This is a genomic window from Protofrankia sp. Cr1 (assembly GCF_963555865.1).
In the GTDB taxonomy this organism is placed as follows: domain Bacteria; phylum Actinomycetota; class Actinomycetes; order Frankiales; family Frankiaceae; genus Protofrankia.
Genome location: NZ_CAUVXO010000214.1, coordinates 2,970 through 7,723 on the forward strand (window position 1 = coordinate 2,970; position 4,754 = coordinate 7,723).

Here is a 4,754-nt window from a genome sequence, read left to right on the forward strand (position 1 = left end):
CGCCGAGCGACCCGATCCGACGCCGGGCGACGCCAGCCGGGGCTAGTTCACCTGGCCCAGGGGTCGGCCCGGAAGGGGGCGGGGGATTTCCGTAAGGCGCAGGGTCTTCGCGGTCGTCGCCATGGTCTGGAGTGCGAATTCCGGATTGTCGGAGAGTCTCCGACCAAAAGTGGGGATCAACTCGCCCAACGCCGGCTGCCATTTATCGTAGCGGTCGGGGAAGCATCGCTGGAGCAGATCAAGCATGATCGGCACTGCGGTGGATGCACCGGGAGAAGCGCCGAGGACGCCGGCGATGGTCCCATCCCCGGAAGCGACGACTTCAGTTCCGAACTGGAGGACACCGCCCTTTTTTGGGTCCTTCTTGACGATCTGCGCACGCTGGCCGGCGGTGATTATTCGCCAGTCCCTGGCGGTGCCACCGGGGACGAACTTCCGGAGTTCGTCGATCTTCTTCTTCCGGGTCGCCGTCAGCGCGTTCAGCAACAGCGCGACCAGGGCGATGTTGTCCCTGGCCATGGCGATCAACGGAATGATATTGTGCCGACGGATGGACTTCGGCAGATCGAAGATGGAGCCGTTCTTGAGGAACTTCGGGCTCGATCCGGCGTAGGGGCCGAACAGGATCGACGCACTTCCGTCGACAACTCTGGTATCGAGGTGCGGCATCGACATCGGTGGTGCACCGATCGGCGCCTTCCCATATACCTTCGCCTGGTGCCGGGCGACGAGCGCCGGATTGTCGGTGCGGAGGAACTGTCCGCTGATAGGCAAAAGGGCGAATCCGCACGCCTCGGGTATACCTGATTTCTGCAGGACCTTCAGCGCCCAACCGCCCGCCCCGACGAAGACGAACCGCGCGGTGACGTCCTTCGTCTTCCCGCTCGTCCGGTGGTGGACCCGCAACCGCCAGGTGCCGTCAGGCGCCTGGGCAAGACTTTTGATCTCCTGGTTGAGATGGATCCGCACCCCGGACGACTCCAGTGACCTGAACAGCTGCCGGCTCAGGGAACCGAAATCCACATCGGTTCCGGATATGTCGCGGGTCGCGGCGATCGGCTCACCGGGTTTGCGCTGTTCGATCAGCAATGGCGCCCAACGCTGAATCACCGCCGGATCATCGCTGAATTCCATGGCGGCGAAGAGCGGCTCGGCCCGCAACGCCTCGTATCGCCGCCGGAGAAAGTCGACGTCCGCCGCCCCCTGGACGAATGTCATGTGCGGCATCGAGTTGATGAATGTTTCCGGATCGCCGATCGTCCCGTCTTCCACGAGATGCGACCAGAGCTGGCGGCTAACCTGAAACTGCTCATTGATATTGATGGCCTTCCGCACGTCGATGGTGCCGTCCGGAAGTTCGCTGGTGTAGTTCAGCTCGCACAGTGCTGCGTGACCGGTACCCGCGTTGTTCCATGGATCCGAACTCTCCTCGGCCACCCCGGGCAGTCTTTCGTACACATCAATCGACCAGTCCGGCTGGAGTCTGTGCAGCAGGGTACCAAGTGTGGCGCTCATGACTCCAGCGCCTATGAGGACGACGTCAGCGGTCTGACTGGCGTTATACGTGGTGAACGACTGCGGATTCATGTGGCCCTCGGCCTTCTTTCGCGATTCTCGTGCCTAGCACAAGTTCAGCGCACGGCCCGGCTATACGCAGCGAAAATTGAATCTATGAGGTCTGAATCACGCGGCTGAATGACCCTGCCAACCCCGGGCACACCGTCTGGTATGGACACCGACCGGTGTTGTGAAGGCCTGGATGCCCGATGAGCTGGGCTGACGGACGTGCGGAGGAATCGCCGTCCGGTCATCCAGGATATTGCGAGACAGAATTGTTACACGTCCCTAACATGGCGCTTTCACGAAGGATTCAAGCCGAGGTGAAACGGCGACCGGTAAATAGGTCGGAAGGCCTTTCCGGGGAGGGCGAACGGTGACCGTCGACGCGGCTCCTGGCGCCGGTCACCCGACCGCGGCCGATCCGCCTCCGGGGTGGGCCCGCGATGGGCACCCGGTCCATCCACACCACCGCAGCCTGCGCAGGGTCTGTGGCCGTATCATCTCTGGCGTCATGACCGCCTCGCCCAGCCAGGGGTGACTCGCCCAGCCAGGGGTGATCGGTGTCCAACCAGGTCGGCCCATACGAGCTCATCGAACGTCTCGGCAGTGGCGGCATGGGCGAGGTGTATGTCGCGTTCGACCCTCGGCACAACAGGAAGGTCGCGCTGAAGCTGTTGTCGACCCGGGCATTGAGTGATCCGGAGCTCGCGGAGCGATTCCGCCGGGAGTGTCAGCTGGCCGCACAAATAGATCATCCGCACGTGCTGCCGGTTTTCGAGTACTCGACCGCCGACATACCGTACATCGCGATGCCCCTCGTCGACGGCACCGACCTGGCCACCGTGATCAGGAACGGCCCGCTTCCACGGGAACGGGCGGTGGCCATCGTTGAGCAGGTCGCCGCGGCGCTGGACGCCGCGCACCGCAAGGGACTGCGCCACCGCGACGTGAAACCGTCCAATATTCTCCTGAAACCCGGCGCGCGACCGAATACCGATCACGCCTGGCTGTTCGACTGGGGCATTGCGCAGCCGATCGACACCAGCGGCGCGCCACCGGTGACCCGCATAGGGCAACTTGTCGGGACGCCGCACTACGTGGCGCCGGAACGGCTCGTGGCACCGGAACGGCTCGCCAGTGGCACCGTCGACCATCGAGCCGATGTGTACTCACTGGCTGTCGTGCTGTACGAGTGCCTGGCCGGGCGCAGACCGTTCGTGGGAAATGACGTGGCCATGGTGCTCGTCGCACATGTTCTCCATGCCCCGGATCCACTCTCGGATCAGCTGCCGGCCGGACTGCGCGCCGTGGTAGCCAAGGGCCTCGCGAAAAACCCCGATGATCGCTACCAGTCAGCCGGGGATCTTGCAGCGGCGGCCCGCGCGGCGCTTGAGGAGTCAGCCGGGACCATGCCCGGGGTTCCGGCTGGGGATGCGGCTGGGGATGCGTCGGCGCAGGACACGGTCACCCAGCCGGCGCCCATGCCGCCGTGGCCGCCGCTGCCGCGTGACTCACCGGCAGTACCCGAGTCTGTCCCGCCGGCGATTGGCGGGACAAGCGGCCGGGCAGGCGGCCGGGCAGACGGCCGGACAAGCGGCCGGCCAGGGGTGCTGGTGCCGGTCATCGTGGGCGGCGGCGCCGGGTCTCTGGTCGCGGTCGTCCTCTTGCTGGTCGGCCGGGTCGACAGCCCGACGCTGGCATGGGTCTTGCCGGCTCTGGCCGCCGCGGGAATATTCCTTGCGATCGCTGTAAAAGGCTGGGCCGCCCGCCCGGAGCCCGATGAGCAGACAGGGGCGCAGCCGTCGAATCCCACGCGCGACGCCGGCCCCGGAGGGTCCCCGCTGTCGCGGCTGTAAGGTTTCGCCGGAATAGCGGTCAACGGCAGGACGGTTGGGGGACCTGGCCATGCGGACACCGCAGGGAATGTATTTTCGCGGCTCACAGCGAAGCAGCTTGATCATCAGACTTGTCCTCCTTGTCGCCAGCGTCGCGCTCATCGTCGTGGTCACCGTCGTGATCGCCAAGCCCCCCGGGCCGTCGTCGGCGCAGTGTGACGCGGGGCCGCTGACCGCTGTGCGCGGCGTCATCGGATCGGAGAAGGAGGCATTCTTCAAGGACCAGCGGGTGAGCGCGCGGTTCGCCTGCGCCGGGCTGAGCGTCACCGTCGACGCGAGCGGGTCACGCGAAATGCTCACCGCGCTCGAACGCCCCAACCGTGACGGCTACGGCTTCGCGTTTCCGGGCAGTACCGCGACCGCAAAAAAGATCATGAATGAGCTGGCCATCACCGACAGCTTCAAACCGTTCTCCTCGCCGATGGCCGTGGCCACGTTCAAAGACGTCGTCGACGTGCTCACCAAGGCCGCCATCGTCCAGCCCGCGTCAGACGGCGGCATGGTCGTGGACGTCAAGGCGCTGCTCGACGTCGCCCGCAAGGGCACTCTGTGGGACCAGTTGCCGGGCAACGACAACCCCAGAACCAGGTGGCACAAGGCAGTACGACTCATGACGACCGATCCGCAGGATTCCAATTCCGCGATCATGTTTTTGTCGATTGCCTCGCTGGTGGCCAACGGCGGTCTCGTGGTGACCACGGCAGTGGATGTGCAGAAGGTGCTGCCCGATCTGTGCCGGCTGGTTATCGATCAAGGGGAGAAGCCGGACACCAGCCAGGTGCTGTTCGACCGCTACCTCGTCGACGGCATGGGACGGATCCCGATGGCCCTGATCTACGAGGCCCAGTTCGTGGCGGAGGCTCCGGGGCAGAAGCCCACCCTCACACCCGACATGGTGCTGCTGTATCCCAGGCCCACTGTCTACTCCGAGCACACGCTGATCCCGTTGGACGATGCCGGCCACCGGGTCGGGCAGGCGCTGCGGGACGACCCGGAGCTCGCACGCCTCGCCGCCCAGTACGGCTTCCGCCCCGCGCGGCCCACCAACCAGCCGATCAGCAGCCGCCGGGCGCCCGTCGACACCGTCGGGTCGCCGTCGTTCGAAGTGCTGGAAAGCATGATCGATTCCCTCAGGTCGACTGAGGCAAACGCCCGGCCGTGTGCCTGATGAGTGTCCATCCGTTGAGGCGCGTCGCAGTCGCCGTGGCTGTGGCTGTCACCGCCGTGTTCGCCGCGGCCGCATGCACCTCGGGTAACCCGCCGGTCGGCCCAAGCGGCACGTCGTCGAGCACGCCGTCC

At 65.5% G+C, this 4,754-nt stretch carries 3 protein-coding genes; 2 read left to right on the forward strand and 1 reads right to left on the reverse strand.

Features of this window, described 5'->3' with window-relative positions:
- Positions 1-42 precede the first annotated feature (42 nt).
- The gene (gene mqo, locus U9980_RS16555) at positions 43-1,587 is read right to left on the reverse strand and encodes a malate dehydrogenase (quinone) (RefSeq protein ID WP_322768738.1); all 1,545 of its coding nucleotides are present in this window, start codon (positions 1,585-1,587) and stop codon (positions 43-45) included.
- A gap of 533 nt (positions 1,588-2,120) precedes the next feature.
- Here mqo and U9980_RS16560 point away from each other — a divergent pair.
- Positions 2,121-3,416, forward strand: coding sequence for a serine/threonine-protein kinase (locus tag U9980_RS16560; protein WP_322768739.1), 1,296 nt, complete (start codon positions 2,121-2,123; stop codon positions 3,414-3,416).
- Positions 3,417-3,465: 49 nt separating this feature from the next.
- On the forward strand, positions 3,466-4,623 hold the full coding sequence (locus tag U9980_RS16565; protein WP_322768740.1) for a hypothetical protein: 1,158 nt from the start codon (positions 3,466-3,468) through the stop codon (positions 4,621-4,623).
- The last annotated feature ends 131 nt before the right edge of the window (positions 4,624-4,754 follow it).

Coding starts and splice junctions, on each gene's coding strand:
- mqo (WP_322768738.1), bottom strand. CDS start 1,587: ATGAATCCGCAGTCGTTCACCACGTATAACGCCAGTCAGACCGCTGAC.
- U9980_RS16565 (WP_322768740.1), top strand. CDS start 3,466: ATGCGGACACCGCAGGGAATGTATTTTCGCGGCTCACAGCGAAGCAGC.